Source organism: Microbacterium xylanilyticum (assembly GCF_054654695.1).
In genome coordinates this window covers 1,264,610-1,280,589 of sequence record NZ_BAAIEN010000002.1, presented here as the reverse complement: position 1 = coordinate 1,280,589, position 15,980 = coordinate 1,264,610, and the positions used below count along the sequence as shown (strand labels likewise).

Annotated in this window: 15 protein-coding genes; 4 read left to right on the top strand and 11 right to left on the bottom strand. The window is 71.9% G+C overall.

All coding sequences use genetic code 11. From position 1 onward, the window contains the following. Positions 1-10: 10 nt before the first annotated feature. The 4 genes from ACYQ1L_RS06575 to ACYQ1L_RS06560 form a co-directional block, all read right to left on the bottom strand. The gene (locus ACYQ1L_RS06575) at positions 11-451 is read right to left on the bottom strand and encodes a cupin domain-containing protein (protein WP_460003431.1); all 441 of its coding nucleotides are present in this window, start codon (positions 449-451) and stop codon (positions 11-13) included. Beyond that, entirely contained in the window at positions 448-1,059 is a 612-nt protein-coding gene (locus tag ACYQ1L_RS06570) for a pyridoxine/pyridoxamine 5'-phosphate oxidase (RefSeq protein ID WP_460003430.1), read from the bottom strand. Before ACYQ1L_RS06570 ends, ACYQ1L_RS06575 begins: the two co-directional genes overlap by 4 nt. Positions 1,060-1,095: 36 nt before the next feature. After that, entirely contained in the window at positions 1,096-2,853 is a 1,758-nt protein-coding gene (locus ACYQ1L_RS06565) for a proline--tRNA ligase (protein WP_460003429.1), read from the bottom strand. A 74-nt stretch (positions 2,854-2,927) separates the two neighbouring features. Next, positions 2,928-3,701: an isocitrate lyase/PEP mutase family protein gene (locus ACYQ1L_RS06560; protein ID WP_460003428.1), complete on the bottom strand. Its 774-nt coding sequence runs from the start codon at positions 3,699-3,701 to the stop codon at positions 2,928-2,930. Between the two features lie 49 nt (positions 3,702-3,750). Here ACYQ1L_RS06560 and ACYQ1L_RS06555 point away from each other — a divergent pair, with 49 nt between their 5' ends. Then, a complete protein-coding gene (locus tag ACYQ1L_RS06555) occupies positions 3,751-5,169 on the top strand; it encodes an RNB domain-containing ribonuclease (RefSeq protein WP_460003427.1) in 1,419 nt (472 codons plus the stop codon). A 56-nt stretch (positions 5,170-5,225) separates the two neighbouring features. On the opposite strand, the gene ACYQ1L_RS06550 is transcribed toward ACYQ1L_RS06555, so the two are convergent. The 3 genes from ACYQ1L_RS06550 to ispG are packed head-to-tail and all read right to left on the bottom strand — an operon-like array spanning position 5,226 to position 7,745. After that, positions 5,226-5,684, bottom strand: a complete 459-nt coding sequence (locus ACYQ1L_RS06550) for a GNAT family N-acetyltransferase (RefSeq protein WP_460005770.1) — start codon at positions 5,682-5,684, stop codon at positions 5,226-5,228. A 40-nt stretch (positions 5,685-5,724) separates the two neighbouring features. After that, positions 5,725-6,597 (bottom strand): alanyl-tRNA editing protein, encoded by an 873-nt coding sequence (locus tag ACYQ1L_RS06545; protein ID WP_460003426.1) that lies wholly within the window; start codon positions 6,595-6,597, stop codon positions 5,725-5,727. Beyond that, positions 6,594-7,745, bottom strand: a complete 1,152-nt coding sequence (ispG, locus tag ACYQ1L_RS06540) for a flavodoxin-dependent (E)-4-hydroxy-3-methylbut-2-enyl-diphosphate synthase (protein WP_460003425.1) — start codon at positions 7,743-7,745, stop codon at positions 6,594-6,596. Before ispG ends, ACYQ1L_RS06545 begins: the two co-directional genes overlap by 4 nt. Before the next feature lie 244 nt (positions 7,746-7,989). Here ispG and ACYQ1L_RS06535 point away from each other — a divergent pair, with 244 nt between their 5' ends. Further along, the gene (locus ACYQ1L_RS06535; protein WP_460003424.1) at positions 7,990-9,894 is read left to right on the top strand and encodes a chorismate-binding protein; all 1,905 of its coding nucleotides are present in this window, start codon (positions 7,990-7,992) and stop codon (positions 9,892-9,894) included. 46 nt (positions 9,895-9,940) lie between these two features. Here ACYQ1L_RS06535 and ACYQ1L_RS06530 read toward each other — a convergent pair whose 3' ends face one another. The 3 genes from ACYQ1L_RS06530 to ACYQ1L_RS06520 form a co-directional block, all read right to left on the bottom strand. Next, positions 9,941-11,269, bottom strand: coding sequence for a M50 family metallopeptidase (locus tag ACYQ1L_RS06530; RefSeq protein WP_460003423.1), 1,329 nt, complete (start codon positions 11,267-11,269; stop codon positions 9,941-9,943). Positions 11,270-11,340: 71 nt separating this feature from the next. Beyond that, complete coding sequence (gene dxr, locus ACYQ1L_RS06525; RefSeq protein ID WP_460003422.1) at positions 11,341-12,426, bottom strand: 1-deoxy-D-xylulose-5-phosphate reductoisomerase; 1,086 nt, start codon at positions 12,424-12,426, stop codon at positions 11,341-11,343. 15 nt (positions 12,427-12,441) lie between these two features. Then, the gene (locus ACYQ1L_RS06520) at positions 12,442-13,410 is read right to left on the bottom strand and encodes an FKBP-type peptidyl-prolyl cis-trans isomerase (RefSeq protein ID WP_460003421.1); all 969 of its coding nucleotides are present in this window, start codon (positions 13,408-13,410) and stop codon (positions 12,442-12,444) included. Positions 13,411-13,648: 238 nt separating this feature from the next. Between ACYQ1L_RS06520 and ACYQ1L_RS06515 the strand changes: the two genes are divergently transcribed. Continuing rightward, positions 13,649-14,338 carry a lysophospholipid acyltransferase family protein gene (locus tag ACYQ1L_RS06515; protein WP_460005769.1) on the top strand — a complete coding sequence of 230 codons (690 nt, stop codon included), beginning with the start codon at positions 13,649-13,651 and terminating at the stop codon, positions 14,336-14,338. A 45-nt stretch (positions 14,339-14,383) separates the two neighbouring features. Here ACYQ1L_RS06515 and ACYQ1L_RS06510 read toward each other — a convergent pair whose 3' ends face one another. Continuing rightward, a complete protein-coding gene (locus tag ACYQ1L_RS06510; RefSeq protein WP_460003420.1) occupies positions 14,384-14,869 on the bottom strand; it encodes an OsmC family protein in 486 nt (161 codons plus the stop codon). An 82-nt stretch (positions 14,870-14,951) separates the two neighbouring features. Here ACYQ1L_RS06510 and ACYQ1L_RS06505 point away from each other — a divergent pair, with 82 nt between their 5' ends. After that, complete coding sequence (locus tag ACYQ1L_RS06505) at positions 14,952-15,947, top strand: asparaginase (RefSeq protein WP_460003419.1); 996 nt, start codon at positions 14,952-14,954, stop codon at positions 15,945-15,947. Positions 15,948-15,980 lie beyond the last annotated feature (33 nt).

Below are 15,980 nucleotides of genomic sequence, written 5' to 3'. Positions count from 1 at the left end.
GCGGCCTGAGTCAGTCCGCCGATCCCCAGGGCATCGGTCGCTCCGTCAGGCGCGCGCTGTCGTCGGGAAGGTGCGGCAGCGCCTCGCCGCCGGCGCGGATGCAGAGCCAGCGCAGCTCGCCGGGGCTGTCGGGGCGGGCGCGCCAGGTGCGCGGCAGATCCTGCCCGACGCGCACGACCGTGCCGGGGCCGACCTCGACGACGTCGTCGCCGACGCCCATCTGACCCCGCCCGGCGAGGAAGACGTAGAGCTCCTCGATGCGGGAGTGGGTGTGCCAGTAGCCTGCCTCCTCCCCCGGCTCGAGCGCGTTCGCCGTCATCCCGATGTACTGCATCGACAGCTCGTGGTCGACGACGCGACGCCCGTCGCGCGAGCGCGACGGGTCGAAACCGCCGTAGTGCGCGCGCCACTGCTCCGGCGCGCCGATCTCGATGACCTCGTAGTCGGTCATGCGTCCTCCCTCTCGTCCGTGCTCTCGTCAGTGCGGGGCCCTGCGCCCCCACCCGCCCGCCACGTGTGCGACCAGGCGTCGCCGTCCCGCACATAGACGATGCGCGTGTGCCGGCGGTCCCGCGCGCCCTGCCAGAACTCGATGCGAGTCGGCACGATCCGCCACAGCACCCAGTCCCCCTCTGCGACTCCGGCACGTGCCTGGGCCGAGCGGGCCGCGAGATCCGCGGCGCTCTCCTCGGCCGTCGCCTCCTGCACCGGACCGCGCACCCGCACGGCGCGCAGCACCGGCTGCCACCAGAAGTTCAGGGCCGCTGCCGGGTTCGTCGCGAGCTGGCGACCCTTGGCGGACGAGCGGGAGCCCGCGAACGCCCAGCCGCGCTCGCCGACGTCCTTGAGGATGAGGGTTCGCGCGTCCGGCACGCCGTCCGCATCGACCGTCGCCAGCGTCGCCGCGTGCGGCTCGGCCACCCCCGCTTCGGCCGCTGTCGCGATCCAGTTCAGGAACAGGGCGACCGGATCGCCGGTCACAGACGCGGGGTGCAGGGGCGGAGCGGATCCGGTGAGCGAGGGACGTGCCCTGAGCCAGGCGGCAGGCGTGGTGTCCATGCTCCCCATCCTGCCGTGCAGAGCCGGCTCGACGGGTCAGCGCGCGGTGAGCTGCCGCAGCGCCTCGGCGATCGCGACCGTGTCGCGCTCCCCCGTGCGGCGGTCCCAGAGCTCGACCTGGCCGTCGGCCGCGCCGCGCCCGACGACGACGACCCGCGGCACGCCCACAAGCTCGGCGTCTCCGAACTTCACGCCCGGGGAGACCTTGGGGCGGTCGTCGTAGAGCACGTCGAGCCCCGCGGACTCGAGCTGCGCGGCGACGTCCTCGGCCACGTCGAAGGCGACCTGGTCCCGGCCGGCAGCGACCACGTGCACGTCGAACGGCGCGACCGACGCCGGCCAGATCAGGCCCTTGTCGTCGTTGTTGAGCTCGGCGATGATCGCCAGGATCCGGGTCACGCCGATGCCGTACGAGCCCATGGTGACCGTGACCAGCTTGCCGTTCTCGTCGAGGACCTTGAGGCCCAGCGCCTCCGCGTACTTGCGGCCCAGCTGGAACACGTGACCGATCTCCATGCCGCGCGCGAGATGCACTGGACCGGATCCGTCGGGTGCGGGGTCGCCCTCGCGCACATCGGCGATCTCCACGACGCCGTCCGCGGCGAAGTCGCGCCCGGCGACCACGGAGTGCGCGTGCTTCTGGTCGATGTTGGCGCCCGTGATCCAGCTGGTGCCCTCGACGACCCGGGGATCGACGAGATAGCGGATGCCGGTCGCGGACTCCTCGCCGAGGATCGCGCCGGTCGGCGACCAGGGCCCGATGTAGCCCTTCACGAGCAGCGGGTTGTTCTCGAAGTCGTCCGCGGTCGCCGGCTCGACCTCGGCGGGCGCGAAGGCGACCTCGGCGCGCTTCTCGTCGACCTCGCGGTCGCCCGGGATGCCGACGACGACGAGCTCGCGGGTGCCGTCGAGATGGGTCAGCGCCAGCACCACGTTCTTCAGGGTGTCAGCGGCGGTGTACTCGCCGTCCAGGTTCGTGTTGCAGTGCGCGACGAGCGTCTCGATCGTGGGCGTGTTCGGGGAGTCGAAGACCACCGGAGCACCGTCGGCGTCGTAGGGCACCGGGTCGGGCGCGACTGTGGAGAACGCCTCGACATTCGCCGCGTAGCCGCCCTCCGACCGCACGAAGGTGTCCTCGCCGACGGGCGTCGGGTGCAGGAACTCCTCGCTGCGGGAGCCGCCCATCGCGCCGGCGTCGGCCTGGACGATGACGTACTCGAGGCCGAGACGCTGGAAGATGCGCTCGTAGGCGTCGCGCTGCGCCTGGTAGCTGGCCTCGAGGCCCGCGTCGGAGGCGTCGAAAGAGTAGGCGTCCTTCATCGTGAACTCGCGGCCGCGCAGGAGACCGGCGCGGGGCCGGGCCTCGTCGCGGTACTTGTCCTGGATCTGGTAGATCGTCAGCGGCAGGTCCTTGTACGACGAGTAGAGATCCTTGACGAGGAGCGTGAACGCCTCCTCGTGCGTGGGCGCGAGCAGGTAGTCGCCACCCTTGCGATCCTGCAGGCGGAACAGCAGGTCGCCGTACTCCTCCCAGCGCCCGGTCGCCTCGTATGCCTCGCGCGGCATGAGCGCCGGGAAGTGCACCTCCTGCGCACCGGCCGCGGCCATCTCCTCACGGATGACGGCCTCGATCTTCGCCTTCACGCGCAGCCCCAGCGGCAGCCACGCGAAGATGCCCGCCGCCTGCGGTCGGATGTACCCGGCACGGATCAGGAGCTTGTGGCTCGCGACCTCGGCGCCGGCCGGGTCTTCGCGGAGCGTACGGAGGAAGAAGTTCGAGAGACGAGTCACCACGCCACAAGTCTAGTGAGGCGCCCCGGCCGCCCCGTGCGCGTTGCACGAGGCGGCCGGGGCAGCAGCACGCGCTCTCAGTTGAGGGCGCGGGTGCCTGACGGGATGATCCCGCCGGCGTAGATGCCGGCCGCGGCGTCCTGCAGCGCGGTGAGGGCGACCCGCTGCGGGAGCGGTCCGTAGGAGATGCGGGCGACGCCGAGGGCCTCGTACTCCGTCGAGGTGAGCGCGCCGGGAAGGCCGATCACGCTGACCTTGCCCCGGCCGATCCCTTCGACGAGGACGCGGGTCGTGTCGGCGTCGAGGATGCCCGGCACGAACACGCACGTCGCTCCTGCGTCGAGGAACGCCCTGCCCCGCGCGACGGCGTCGGCCACGGACTCCTCGACCGGACGGCCGCCGCCGCGCACGAACGCGTCGGTGCGCGCGTTCAACACGAACGGCACGCCCTCCGCCTCCCCTGCCCGGATCATCGCCTCGACGTCCGCCGCCGCCTCGGCGAGGGGGCGCAGCCGGTCCTCCACGTTCGCCCCCACAGCACCCGCGCCGATGGCACGGCGCACGGTCTCGCCCGGGTCGCCGTAGCCGTCGTCGAGATCGGCGGTCACCGGCAGCTCGACCGCGGCGGCGATGCGCCCCACCATGTCGAGCATGAGCTCGCGCGGGATCCCGCCGTCGGGGTAGCCGAACGAGGACGCGATGGAATGGCCTGCCGTCGCGATGGCCGTGGTCTCCGGCAGGGCGGCGACCGCCCGCGCGGAGACGACGTCCCACACGTTCACGACGCGGAGGATCTCGGGTGCCGCGTAGAGCGCGGCGAGGGTGCGGGCCTTGTCGGCAGTGGTGGTCATGAGACCACGCTAACGGCCCGCGGGGACGCCCGGCGCTTAGGCTGAAGCCATGCCTCAGCGCCGATCGCACGTCGCCCCGTCCGCCGCGCAGTCCGAGCTCGCCACGGCACTCGCCGCCCTGCGCACCGAGCTCGACGCCCCGACCGATTTCTCGGCGGAAGCGCTCGCCGAGGCCGCCGCCGCCGCACCCGCGACGCCCGACCTGGACCTGCGCGACGTCCCCTTCGCGACGCTGGATCCGGCCGGATCCATGGATCTCGACCAGGCGTTCCACCTGGAACGGAGCGGATCCGGTTACACGGTGCGGTACGCGATCGCCGACGTCCCCGCGTTCGTCGCACCCGGTGGCGCTCTCGACGCCGCAGCCCGCGCGCGCGGCGAGACCCTCTACGCCGCGGACGGGACGATCCCCCTGCACCCGCCGATCCTGAGCGAGGATCACGCCTCCCTGCTGCCCGACCAGGACCGTCCCGCCCTCGTCTGGACGTTCGCCCTCGACGCCGCCGGATCCGTCACCGACACCCGGCTCGAACGGGCTCTGATCCGGTCGCGCGCGAAGCTCGACTACGTCTCGGTGCAGGCCGACCTCGACGCCGGGCACGACTCGCCCGCGACGCTCCTGCCGGAGATCGGGCGGCTGCGCCTGGAGCAGGAGGCGCAGCGCGGAGGCGCCAGCCTGAACCTGCCCGACGACGAGGTGGTGCGGCGCGACGACGGCACCTACGCGATCGAGCGCCGCACGCCGCTGCCCGTGGAGGACTGGAACGCGCAGCTCTCCCTGATGACCGGCATGGCCGCGGCGCAGCTCATGCTGCAGGCGCGGATCGGGATCCTGCGCACGATGCCGCAGCCCGACGATGCGGCGTTCCAGACGTTCCGCCGGCAGACCGAAGCGCTCGGGGTGCCGTGGACCACCGGGCGGTACGGCGACTACCTCCGCACCCTGGACAAGACGGATCTCCGCACGCTGCCGATCCTGGAGGCGGCATCCGCGCTGTTCCGCGGCGCCGGGTACGTCGCGTTCGACGGCTCCGTCCCCGCGGACACGACCCAGGCGGCGATCGCCGCGCCGTACGCGCATGCCACCGCTCCCCTGCGGCGCCTCGTGGACCGGTGGTCGCTGACCGTCGCGCTCGCGGTGAGCCGAGGCGAGGAGGTCCCGGCGTGGGCGCGCGAGAGCCTGCCGCTCGTGCCCGACCTCATGCGGGCCTCGGCGCAGCGGTCGTCGACCCTGAACTCGCGCACCCTCGACCTTGTCGAGGCGGCGCTCCTGGCGCCCCGCGTCGGCGAAACGTTCGACGCGGTGGTGATCCGGCGCAACAGCGAGCACGGAACGGTGCAGATCGAGGATCCGCCGGTGACGGCCTCCCTGGCGCTGCCGGCCCAGATCGCGCCGGGAGCGTCGGTCCGGGTCACACTCACCGCGGCGGACATCGCCAAGGGGCAGGTCTCCTTCACGGTCGCCTGAGGAGGCCGCTGACCCCCGCACCACGCGGATCCGCGGTCACGCCCCGCCTTGCCCTGTCAGAGCTCGCGGATGTAGCAGAGCATGCGGTAGTCCCTGCCCGGCTCCACGTTCACGAAGCCGTGCCGCTCGTAGAAGCGGCGCGCGTCGGTGTCGATCTCGTCGACGTTGATGTGCATCTCCCCTCCGCCGCGGGCACGGACCTCCTCGATCGCGCGTCGCAGCAGCTGCGTGCCGATGCCGCCGCCGCGCAGATCCGGGATCACGTAGAGCTCATCCAGCACCGCGAGCGGTCCGTCGCAGTAGATCGTGGGGCGCAGGGTCACCACGGCGTATCCGACCGGATCCGTGGGGTCGCCCGCGAACAGCACGAAGGCGGCCGGGTCGGCCAGCAGAGCGCGGAAGCGCCGCTCCAGCACCGGGAGCGGCGGCGACGGGTCGCCGAACTCGTCGCCGAAGTCGATCTGCAGCCGGGCCGCGATCGTCGCATGATCGACCGCGCCGATCCTGATGTCGATCGACTCCTCGCCCGCCACGATCGCGCTCCGGCTCAGCGGCTCAGGAAGGAGAGCCCGCGGGAACGGCCGTGGTGGTCATCACCAGGAGCTGCGGATCCGACAGGTCCAGAGACACCCGGATGGAGGCGAACTCCGCGAGTGATGCGACGTGCGTTCCGCCGCAGAGGATCGAGGCGGTGCCCTCCGGCAACTCGCAGACCCAGCGGCGGCGATCGACGATCGTGTCGCCGTCGACCTCGATCCTGCTGGCGGCCGCCGACGCGAGCCACGCATCCAGTTGCGCGATGATGCGCTGCTCGCGCTCGGCGAGCGATGCGGCGAACCCCTCGGTGTCGAAGCCCGCCTTGCGCAGGCTCTTGCCGAGGCGGTACTCGTCGACCGATCCGTCGGGGTGGATGAAGCTGGTCTGGTTCGCCCTGCCCTCGAAGTCGGGGCTTCCGAGCGCATCGGATCCGGGATCCTTGCGCCACAGGTCCGCGACCGCGAGGTCGAGAGCCAGCGAGGCGAGGTGGCAGGCGGAGTGCCCGCGGCTCAGGCCCGTCCGGTACGCGGGGTCGACGGTCGCCTCGATCGCGGCCCCCGGGGCGAGCGCGGCCGGGACGGCTTCCACCCGGTGCCCGACCAGCCAGGTCCAGCCCTCCGCGCCGCGCTTGACGGGGATGGCGGCGCCGATCGCGATCTCGCCCTCGTCGCTGACGGCGGCCATCACGGCCTCCGTCACGGCGACCTCGACGTCATCGGCGCGCAGCGCGCCGCGGTCGCCCGGCTGGTCCGGCCAGGTGTGGTCGACGGGGTGGAACGGCGTGCGGTCCAGGACGACGACGGCCCCGCCGTCTTCGGGGTGCACGCCGATCACGTGCGCGGACTCGACGACGGATCCCGAGGGGAACGTGACGATCGTGGCGCCGGTCACGACGTGACGACCTGTGCGGTGCCCAGCGGGGCGTTCGGGCCCATCTCGTCGGCGATGCGGTTCGCCTCCTCGATGAGGGTCGCGACGATGTCCTCCTCGGGCACCGTCTTGATCACCTCGCCCTTGACGAAGATCTGACCCTTGCCGTTGCCGCTCGCGACGCCGAGGTCGGCCTCGCGTGCCTCACCCGGCCCGTTCACGACGCAGCCCATGACGGCGACGCGCAGCGGCACGGTCATGTCCTTGAGGCCCTCGGTCACGTTCTCCGCGAGCGTGTAGACGTCGACCTGCGCACGCCCGCAGGACGGGCACGAGACGATCTCGAGCTTGCGCTCGCGCAGGTTCAGCGACTGCAGGATCTGATGACCGACCTTGACCTCCTCGGCAGGCGGGGCCGAGAGCGAGACGCGGATGGTGTCGCCGATGCCCTCGCCGAGCAGGATGCCGAACGCCGTCGCGGACTTGATCGTGCCCTGGAATGCGGGGCCCGCCTCGGTGACGCCGAGGTGCAGCGGCCAGTCGCCACGCTCTGCCAGCAGGCGGTAGGCCTTGACCATCACGACGGGGTCGTTGTGCTTGACGGAGATCTTGAAGTCGTGGAAGTCGTGCTCCTCGAACAGGGACGCCTCCCACACGGCGCTCTCGACGAGCGCCTCCGGGGTCGCCTTGCCGTACTTCTCCAGCAGACGCCGGTCGAGGGATCCGGCATTCACGCCGATGCGCAGCGAGACGCCGGCGTCCTTCGCGGCCTTCGCGATCGCGCCGACCTGGTCGTCGAACTTGCGGATGTTGCCCGGGTTGACGCGCACCGCGCCGCAGCCCGCGTCGATCGCCTGGAACACGTACTTCGGCTGGAAGTGGATGTCGGCGATCACCGGGATCTGGCTCTTCTTCGCGATGATGTGCAGCACGTCGGCGTCATCCTGCGACGGCACCGCGACGCGCACGATCTCGCAGCCGGACGCGGTCAGCTCGGCGATCTGCTGCAGCGTCCCGTTGATGTCGGTGGTCTTCGTCGTGGTCATCGACTGGACGCTGACGGGGGCGTCGCCGCCGACGAGCACCTTGCCGACCTTGATCTGGCGGCTCTTGCGTCGCGGGGCGAGGACATCGGGGATCCGGGGCATCCCCAGGTTCACAGCTGGCACGACATCCAGGTTACCGGTGCGCGGCTGGATGGGATCCGCGCGCCGCCTGAGCGGGAGCCGTGTCCCGGGCCGTCACGACGGGCGACGGGAGGGCGCCGTTGTGATAGTTTCGGCGCATGTCCGCGAACCGCTCTTGGTGGCCCGCCTCCTAGGCGGTGAGTTCGCGTACCACGATCCAGACCGCCTTCCGGGGCGGTCTTGTCGTTTCTGCCGCGTCGGATCCCCTTGCTCAGGAGCCCTTTTGATGACCACCGCCGACCGGATCCATACCCTCGAGGCACCGTTCGTGCTGCTCGCCCGCGAGGGCTCGGACAGCGTCGAGCTGCTCACCGGCGACATCGTCGATGTCGCCGATCTGGCCGACATCCCCCTCGGCGCGGGCGGCGAGCGCCGCGAGGTGTTCGCACTCGTCCCCTATCGCCAGGTGCGCGAGCGCGGTTTCGAGGCGCAGGACGACGGCGCACCTCTGCGCTGCCTGCTCGTCGAGGAGCATCTGCGCCTGCCCGCGGAGGAGGTGGTCGCGGCCCTTCCCGCGGAGCCGCTCCCCCTGCGCGACGGCGGCTTCGACCTCAGCGACGACGAATACGCCGCGATCGTCGAGCGCGTGATCGCCGACGAGATCGGACGCGGCGAGGGCGCGAACTTCGTGATCCGCCGCGATTACACCGCACGCATCGACGCGCGGACCCCGGAGGCGGAGCGCACCGCGGCGCTCACCTGGTTCCGGGCGCTGCTGGAGCACGAGCGCGGCGCCTACTGGACGTTCGCCGTGGTCACGCCCGGTGTGGTGGCGGTCGGCGCGAGCCCCGAGGCGCACGTCGTCGCACAGGGCGGCGTGGTCACCATGAATCCGATCTCCGGCACGTTCCGCCACCCGGCCGGAGGGTCGACGACCGCCGCGCTCGGCGAGTTCCTCTCCTCCGCGAAGGAGACCGAGGAGCTGTTCATGGTGGTGGACGAGGAGCTCAAGATGATGAGCGCCGTGTGCTCCGACGGCGGCCGCATCACCGGCCCGCACCTGAAGCAGATGTCGCGTCTCACGCACACCGAGTACATGCTCCGCGGCAGCAGCCGGCTCGATCCCCGCGACATCCTCCGCGAGACCATGTTCGCGCCGACCGTCACCGGCTCGCCGATGCAGAACGCGTGCACGGTGATCCGCCGGCACGAGCGCAAGCCCCGCGGCTACTACTCCGGGGTGGCGGCGCTGTTCACCCCGAACGACGCGGGCGGCCACGACCTGGACGCTCCGATCCTCATCCGCACCGTGTACCTGAAGGACGGCGAGCTGAGCGTGCCGGTCGGCGCGACGCTCGTGCGGCACTCCGATCCGGCCGGCGAGGTCGGCGAGACGCACGGCAAGGCCGCCGGTGTGCTGGGCGCGATCGGCGCCGTGGCGCGCGACACGGTGGCCGAGTCCCGGGAGGATCCCGACGCTCCCGGCTCGGGCTCCACGCCCGCCGAAGATCCGGGGATCCAGGCGCTGCTCGCGTCCCGGAACGCACGCCTGGCCGAGTTCTGGATCAACCCGCAGGACGGCGGCGCCGGCGCCGCGGCGGCCGCACCCTTCGCCGGCCGCACGGCGGTCGTGGTGGACGCCGAGGACCGCTTCACCACGATGCTCGCCCACCAGCTGCGCCACCTCGGCCTGGACGTGCGCATCCAGCCGTGGGCGGAGGCCGACGACGCGGACATCGACGCGGCGGATCTGCTCGTCGCGGGGCCCGGCCCGGGCGACCCGCGGGACGGCTCCTCCGCGCGCATCTCCCGGATGCGGGAGCTGGTCGCGCGCCGCAGGGAGAGCGGCCGTCCGCTGCTGGCGGTGTGCCTGAGCCACCAGATCCTCGCGGACTCGCTCGGGATCGAGCTGGCACCGCTGGCGAGCCCGCATCAGGGGCTGCAGAAGTCCGTGCCGGTGTTCGGCGAGGACGCGTCCATCGGCTTCTACAACACGTTCACCGCGCGCGTCGCACCCGGGACGAGCAGGGTCGGCGTCGCCGAGGTGTCCGCGGATCCGGACTCCGGCGACGTCTATGCGCTGCGCGGCCCGGGGTTCGCCTCGGTGCAGGGCCACCTGGAGTCGATCCTCTCCCGCGACGGCATGACGACGCTGCAGCGCCTGGTCGGCCACGCACTCGAGGGGCGCTGAGCCGACCCCGCCCGGCGCCTGATCGGCCAGCGGCGGCACGGCTGCGTCAGCCGATCGACACCGGCCGGAACAGGTCGGCGACCAGCAGCAGCGCACCCATCGCGATGAGCAGGCCCGCGACGACGATGGTCAGCGGCACCAGCCGCGTGGCGTCGACGGGAGCCGGCGGCGGACGGCGGAACAGCTTCGCCCATGCGCGCTTGAGACCGTCCCACAGCGCCACCACGATGTGACCGCCGTCCAGCGGCAGCAGCGGGATCAGGTTGAACACGAACAGGGCGATGTTCAGCGAACCCATCAGGCTCAGCAGCACGGCGAAGCGGTTCAGCAGGGGCGCGTCCGCCGCTGCCACCTCGCCGGCGATGCGGCCCACGCCGATCACGCTCAGCGGCCCGTTCGGATCCCGCGGGGTGCCCGTCACCAGCGAGACGCCGACGTCCCACAGCCGCACGGGCAGGGTGCCGATCAGCTGCACCACGGATCCGGCGTTCGCCATCGCCTGCTCGAAGCCCGCGCTCAGCGGCTGCCGCACGTAGGCGAGCTGGGCGTAGACGCCGGCGTATCCGACCGTGTGCACGACGGGATGGCCCTTGTCGTCGACGACCGGACGGCCGCTGCCGTCGACCTGCTGCCGCTGGGCGGCCACCGGGGTCAGCCGCAGCGTGACGTCGGCGCCGTCGCGCTCCACGACGAGCGGGATGGTCTTCCCGGGCGACGCCTGGATGATCGCGCTCGCCTCGGCGAACGTGGACACGGAGGTGCCGTCGACCGAGATGATCCTGTCCCCCGGCTTGACCCCCGCCTCAGCGGCGGGCGCGACCGGATCCGCCGAGGTGCAGGACGTCTGCGTCGATCCGGCGGGGAGCACGCACTCGGACAGCGAGGCGACCGTGGTGGTGCCCTGCTGCACCCCGATGCCGCTGAGCAGCACGGTGAACACGACGATCGCGAGGACGAGGTTCATGAACGGGCCGCCGAACATGACGATCACGCGCTTCCACACCGGGAGCAGGTAGAAGACCCGGTTCGCGCGCTCGGGCTCGATGGTCTCGTCGTTGGCCGCCCTGGCGTCCTGGATCAGGCTGCGGAACGCGCCGCGGGAGCGGCTCTGCGCCGCGTCCTCCGGCTCGCCGGGTGACGGCGGGTACATGCCGGACATGGAGATGAACCCGCCGATCGGCAGGGCCTTCACGCCGTACTCGGTCTCGCCGATCCGCTTCGAGAACAGCCGCGGCCCGAACCCGATCATGTACTGGCCGACGTGCACGCCGAACAGCTTGGCCGGCACCAGGTGCCCGAGCTCGTGCAGGGCGATCGAGACGCCGAGCCCGACCAGGACGAACAGCAGGCCGCCGACGTATAGCAGGATCTCCACCCCGCCACGCTACCGGTGCCGGGCTAGGAAACGGCCGTGCCGGGGCTGTGCGCGCGCCCGGTCCGCGCGCGTCAGGACGACGCGGCGATCAGGCGGTCGGCGGTCGCCCGCGCCCAGGCCTCGGCGTCGGCCAGCGTCTCGACCGTGAGCTCGTCCGGCGGCTCGTGGGCGTCGACCACGCGCGCGATGGTGTCGACGATGCCGAGGAACGGCAGACGCCCCTCGTGGAACGCGTCCACCGCCTGCTCGTTCGCGGCGTTGTAGACCGCCGGGAACGTGCGACCGGCGCGTCCGACCTGCTTGGCCAGCGCGACCGACGGGAACGCGACCGCGTCGAGCGGCTCGAACGTCCAGTTCGCCGCCTTCGTCCAGTCCAGCGGCCGGCCGACGCCGCCGACCCGGTGCGGCCAGTCCAGCCCTAGCGAGATGGGCAGGCGCATGTCGGGCGGGGAGGCCTGCGCGATCGTGGATCCGTCCACGAACTCGACCATGGAGTGCACGATCGACTGCGGATGCACCACCACGTCGATGCGCTCGTAGTCGACGTCGAACAGCAGGTGCGCCTCGATGACCTCGAGGCCCTTGTTCACGAGTGTCGCGGAGTTCGTCGTCACCATGCGGCCCATGTCCCAGGTCGGGTGCGCGAGCGCCTCCGCGGGGGTGACCGCCGCCATCTCCTCGCGCGAGCGGCCGCGGAACGGGCCGCCCGACGCGGTGACGACGAGGCGGCGCACCTCCGGCTTCGCACCGGAGCGCAGCGCCTGCGCCAGCGCCGAGTGCTCGGAGTCGACGGGGACGATCTGCCCCGGCGCGGCGAGGGCCGTGACGAGGGCGCCGCCGACGATCAGCGACTCCTTGTTGGCGAGGGCCAGCGTGCGTCCTGCCTTGAGCGCGGCGAGCGTGGAGCCGAGGCCGATGGATCCGGTGATCGCATTCAGCACCACGTCCGCGTCGACGTCGCGGACGAGCTGTTCCGCCTCGGCTGCGCCCAGCGCGGTGTCGTCGACGCCGAACTCCTCCGCCTGCTGCGCCAGCAGCTGGGCCTGCGTGCCGGCGGCGAGCCCGACCAGCTCGAACCGATCGGGGTTCGCCCGGATGACGTCGAGGGCCTGGGTGCCGATCGAGCCGGTGGAGCCGAGGATGAGGACGCGACGCATGGCCTCAGCCTACGGTCACTGCGCCGGCGCCGCCGAGGGAACGGTGCCGAGGATGTCGATCACGAACACGAGGGTGGAGCCCGCGGGGATGGATCCCGACGCCTTGTCGCCGTAGCCCTCTGCGGGCGGGATGACCACGAGCACCTGCGAGCCGACCTTCTGCCCCTCGAGCGCCTTCTTGAACCCGGTCACGACGCCCGTGGTCTGGAACTGCGCCGGCGCGCCGCGCTTCCAGCTGGAGTCGAACTCCTTGCCGTCGGCCCAGGTCACGCCGCGGTACTGGACGATCACGAAGTCGCCGCTGGCCACCGTCGGACCGTCGCCCTGCTTGAGCATGGCGATCTTCGTCTCGGCCGGCGGGTCGCTCTTCGGGACGGTGATCTCGGGGGCGCCGCTCTTGTCGAGCTTCACCGTGGGCATGCCGTCGGTCGGCGCGACCTCGGTGCCGGTGGCGACCGTCGGCAGCTTCTTGGTGGACTGGGCGTACACGACGATCGCCTTCTGCCCCGCTCCCAGCAGCTTGCCCGGGAGGGCGAGAACGACGGAGGATCCGAGCGGCTGGCACTCCAGCGCTGCGACGAACAGGGACTGCTGATTGGGGTCGAGGAGCACCGGCAGCTGGTCGTCCACCCCGCGCGAGCTGGAGTCGAGCACGGTGCCGTCCGCGGCGGTGACGATCCGGTACTGCACGGAGACGAGATCGCCCGCCTTGACGTCCTTGCCGTCGCCCTTCTTCAGCACCGTGCGCTCGGGGGCGCTCGCGGCGTCGATGTCCGCGTCGGCGGGGACGCTGACCTTCAGATCCTTGCCCTGACCGTCTACCTTGACCGCGTCCGAGGCCTTGCCCGGCTTGGCGTCGAGCAGGCAGGACGACGACGCCGACGGGGACGGCGAGGCCGACGGAGCGCCGGCCCCGGCGCAGCCGGAGAGCAGGAGAGCCGTCGCGGCGACGGCGGACAGAGCAGCGGCGATGCGGATGCGCACGGAGGACCTCGAGACGTAGGGACGAACCCGCCTATCCTGCCCTATCGGGCTTTGCCGCCGCTGGGAGGTGCGTCGGGCACCGCCCATTCCGATCGCGGAATGGATCCTGATCTAGCCTTGTCTGGTGACACCGGAACCCGAACCCGCAGCGTCGGCAGACCGCGACGGAGTCGTCGCGGAGACGCACCAGACCGACGAGGAAGTGCGTCGCACCGGTGCGACGTATCTGCTCGGCCGGATGATCCTGATCCCCCTCACGCGTCTCATCTACCGGCCCCGCGTCGAGGGCCGGGCGAACGTGCCGAAGACGGGCCCGATCATCATCGCCTCGAACCACCTCTCCTTCATCGATTCGATCGCGATCCCCGTCGCCGCGCCGCGCCGTGTGCACTTCCTGGCGAAGTCGAGCTACTTCGAGGGCACGAGCCTCAAGGGCCGGTTCGTGGCGAACTTCATGCGTGCGGTCGGCGCGATCCCGGTGCGCCGCGGCGCCGGGCAGGCGGCGCTCGACGCCCTCGACGAGCAGCGGAAGCTGCTGGATCAGGGGCTCGCCGTCGCGCTGTATCCGGAAGGCACGCGTTCCACCGACGGGCGGCTGTACAAGGGACGCACGGGCGTCGCCTTCCTCGCCCTGCAGACCGGGGCGAAGGTCGTGCCGGTCGGCGTGATCGGCACGGACAAGGCGATGCCGGTCGGCGCGAACATGCCGAAGCTCGGTGAGAAGGTGACGATCCGATTCGGCGAGCCGCTGGACCTGTCGCATCACGGATCCGCCAACTCGGGGCGGGCCCGTCGCGGCGCCACCGACGAGATCATGGCGGCCATCCATGCCTTGAGCGAGCAGGAGCTCGCGGGCGTCTACAACGAGGTGCCCGCGCAGGGCGCGATCGAGAAGATCAAGCAGGCGCTGCCGCACGAGAGGCGCTGAGTCCGCGAGGGGCGGAGCCTGCCGGTCGTCCGCGATGCGGCGGCTTCAGTCCGCGGACGCTGCGACCAGGATCGTCGCCTCGTGCCGCACCGGGAACGCGACCGAGTTCGCGATGAAGCACCAGGCGTTCGCCTGGGCGTGCGCCGACTCCGCGGCCGCGCGCATGGACTCGTCGGCGACGGTGACGACGGGGTGCAGGGTCACCTCGGTGAACGCTCCCCCGCCGCGCCCGTCCTCCTGCATCGTGCCCGTCGCCTCGTCGCGATAGTCCACCACGACGACGCCGGCCGTCACGCACGCGTGCAGGTAGCTCAGCAGATGGCACTCGCTGAGCGCCGCGAGCAGCATGTCCTCGGGGTTCCACCGTGCCGGATCCCCGCGGAACGGCTTGTCCGACGAGGCCAGCAGATCCGGCTTGCCCGCAACGGAGATCGTGCTCGCCCGGTCGTAGTCGCGGTATCCCGACGTGCCGGTGCCGCGGTTTCCGGTCCACGTGGTGGTGAGGGCGTAGCGGTGGGTGCCGAGACTCATGGATCCATCGTGCCAGGCGCCGCAGCGTGTGCGGCCAAGACGCCGCATTCGAGGCGAGCGCACGCCCACTAGGCTTGCCTTCGTGGTGCAGACTCTGACCGTCCAGGATGCCGTGGAACTCGCCGTCGTCGAGAGGAACGGGTTCATCGAATCCCGCCACATCGGAGCCGCCGTGGTGCTGTCGCCCGAGGCTGAGATCATCGCCCGGCACGGCAACCCGGAGGCGCTCGTGCTGCCGCGCTCGAGCCTGAAGCCGCTGCAGGCCGTCGCCTGCCTGACCGCCGGCGCGCCCCTCGAGGGCGAGCAGCTGGGCCTTGCCACGGCGAGCCACATCGGCACCGACCGTCACGCAGCCGTGGTGCGCGACATCCTCGCCGCCGGCGGGCTCACCGAGGACGATCTGGCCTGCCCCGCCGACTGGCCGGGCGACTCCGCCACCCGGGACGAGCTCGTGCGCGATCATGCCGGGAAGGCGCGGATCCGGATGAACTGCTCCGGCAAGCACGCCACGATGCTGCGCGCCTGCGTGGCGAACGGCTGGCCGACCGCCGGATACCTCGACCCGGAGCATCCGCTGCAGGTCCACATCAAGGAGACCGTCGAACGGCTCAGCGGCGAGCGCGTTGCGGCCACCGCGATCGACGGCTGCGGTGCGCCCGTGCACGCGCTCACCCTGACCGGCCTCGCCCGGGCGCTGCACCGCATCGGCAGCGCCTCGGAGCGCTCCCCGTTCGCGCTGCACCGGGTGGCCGGCGCCCTGGTGCGCACGGTGCGCGAGAACCCGTGGACGATCGAGGGTCCCGGCCGCCCCGACACGATCGCGATCGAGAAGCTCGGCGTCTTCGCCAAGCACGGCGCGGAGGGCGTGATGGTCATGGTGGCCCCGAACGGCACCACGCTCGCGCTGAAGATGCTGGACGGATCGGGCCGGGCAGCCACGATCGTCGCAGCGACCCTGCTCGCCCGTGCGGGCGCGCTGACCGACGCGCAGGTGGACAGCCTCGCCTCGGCCCTTCCTCTTGCCGTCCTCGGCGGCGGCAGCGACGTCGGGGTCATCCGCCCCGGCGCCGGAATCTGAGCGCCCCCAGAAGGGGCCGGAACCCGCGGGCGG

Coding starts and splice junctions, on each gene's coding strand:
- ACYQ1L_RS06560 (WP_460003428.1), bottom strand. CDS start 3,701: ATGACCACCACTGCCGACAAGGCCCGCACCCTCGCCGCGCTCTACGCG.
- ACYQ1L_RS06555 (WP_460003427.1), top strand. CDS start 3,751: ATGCCTCAGCGCCGATCGCACGTCGCCCCGTCCGCCGCGCAGTCCGAG.
- ACYQ1L_RS06510 (WP_460003420.1), bottom strand. CDS start 14,869: ATGAGTCTCGGCACCCACCGCTACGCCCTCACCACCACGTGGACCGGA.
- ACYQ1L_RS06575 (WP_460003431.1), bottom strand. CDS start 451: ATGACCGACTACGAGGTCATCGAGATCGGCGCGCCGGAGCAGTGGCGC.
- ACYQ1L_RS06570 (WP_460003430.1), bottom strand. CDS start 1,059: ATGGACACCACGCCTGCCGCCTGGCTCAGGGCACGTCCCTCGCTCACC.
- ACYQ1L_RS06515 (WP_460005769.1), top strand. CDS start 13,649: ATGATCCTGATCCCCCTCACGCGTCTCATCTACCGGCCCCGCGTCGAG.
- dxr (WP_460003422.1), bottom strand. CDS start 12,426: ATGCGTCGCGTCCTCATCCTCGGCTCCACCGGCTCGATCGGCACCCAG.
- ACYQ1L_RS06535 (WP_460003424.1), top strand. CDS start 7,990: ATGACCACCGCCGACCGGATCCATACCCTCGAGGCACCGTTCGTGCTG.